The sequence below is a fragment of the Nitratidesulfovibrio liaohensis genome (assembly GCF_011682075.1).
In the GTDB taxonomy this organism is placed as follows: Bacteria; Desulfobacterota; Desulfovibrionia; order Desulfovibrionales; family Desulfovibrionaceae; genus Cupidesulfovibrio; species Cupidesulfovibrio liaohensis.
On record NZ_VSMK01000545.1, the window covers coordinates 1 to 1,415 of the forward strand.

A 1,415-nucleotide genomic window follows, 5' to 3' on the forward strand; every position below is an offset into this window, starting at 1 on the left:
GCGAGGCACCCGCTTCCACCACGCGCCACCTGTGGGCGTTGGCTCTGGAGTGACGTCGGCGATGGGCCGGGCGGCACATGGCGCCGGGCGCCGGGCGCCGGGCCTGAACTCGGAAGAGGCGGCGGCTGCCTGCGCGCTGTTCTTGCCCGGACGGAGTGCCCGGGCAATGACCTGCCACGTGCCCCCGGCGGGAAATGGCGGTACGGCGTTACTTTTCGGGCGGGGTGCCCATCAGCGCGCCCAATTGCGACTTGCGGAAGATCAGCCGGGTGGCGGCGGCGTCGGCCTTGTCCGCCACATCCATGAGGCGTTCGAGGAATTCGAGGATTTCGTGCCGCCGTTCTTCGGGCGAATATTCGAATTCGTCATCCAGGCGTTCCGACGACAGGTATTCCTCGATTTCATCGAGATACTTCATGTTCAGCATGGCGGCGTCTCCATGTGCCGACGGGGCTGACCCGGCGGTGCGTTGTGATGGCGGCGCGCGGCCCGTGCACTAATGTCCGCGCATGTTCGTGGAAGGTGCGCATGGGCCTGGCGGTTCGGGCGGGCGGCAGCCCGCGCGGCTGTTTGGTTCGCGCTGTGCTCTAACGCATTTCGCGGCGCAGGTGAAGCGGTTGCTCGCACCCCCTGTCGCCCCCCCGTCGCCCCCCTGCGCCTCATTGCCGGAGCATTGTCGTGCCCGTCCCGGTTTTGTCCGGCCAGACATGGCACTGCCGCGACCGGATATGGCGTTGCCGCGTCTGGGCATGACATCGTCGCGTTCGGGCGGCACCGTTTTTCACCGGGGCGCTCCTGGCCCCGCTGGCGATGCTCCACCGTTTCGCGTATATCCCCCCTGCGCGGTCCACTGGCCGCAGCCCTTTTTCACGGCAGGAAGCCATGAGCGTGCACACGCCCGAAACATCTCCCCTTGCCGCCTCCAGCGCCGGGCACCCGGAAACCGGGGGCAACGGCAAATCCCATACTCTGCCGGACGGCGGACAACTGCCCCCGGCGCTGCGATCCCCGCGAACCTTGCAAGCAGGGCTGCGCACCGCTGCCGTGGCGTTGTGTTCACCGGGCGGACGCGCCGCGCTGCTGGCCCTGCTGGCCTTTGGCGTGGCCTTTGCCATGCGCATGCTGGAATACCCGGCCTGGCAGACCCCGGAATACCAGCTGGACGGCGAATACCTGCTGGCCACGCACGACGCCTATCACTGGACGGCGGGGGCCGACGGCTTCGAATTCGGTGCGGGGCATCCCATGTCCGAGCTGGTGCGCTACGTGGCCCTGCTCACCGGGTCCACGTCCGGAGTGGTGGGCTTCTGGCTGCCGCCGGTCATGGGCAGCCTGCTGGCGGTGGCGGTGTTTGCCTGGGCCGCCGCGCTGGGCGGCATGGAGGCGGGGCTGTGCGCCGGGGTGCTGGCCTCCCG

At 69.0% G+C, this 1,415-nt stretch carries 1 protein-coding gene and 1 pseudogene; one reads left to right on the plus strand and one right to left on the minus strand.

Annotation, left to right across the window (positions count from 1 at the left end; all coding sequences use genetic code 11):
- Positions 1–208 precede the first annotated feature (208 nt).
- Positions 209–427 carry a hypothetical protein gene (locus FVW27_RS15520; protein ID WP_012611995.1) on the minus strand — a complete coding sequence of 73 codons (219 nt, stop codon included), beginning with the start codon at positions 425–427 and terminating at the stop codon, positions 209–211.
- Positions 428–882: 455 nt separating this feature from the next.
- Between FVW27_RS15520 and FVW27_RS15525 the strand changes: the two are divergent.
- Positions 883–1,415, plus strand: a pseudogene (locus tag FVW27_RS15525) (STT3 domain-containing protein); the annotation flags it as partial.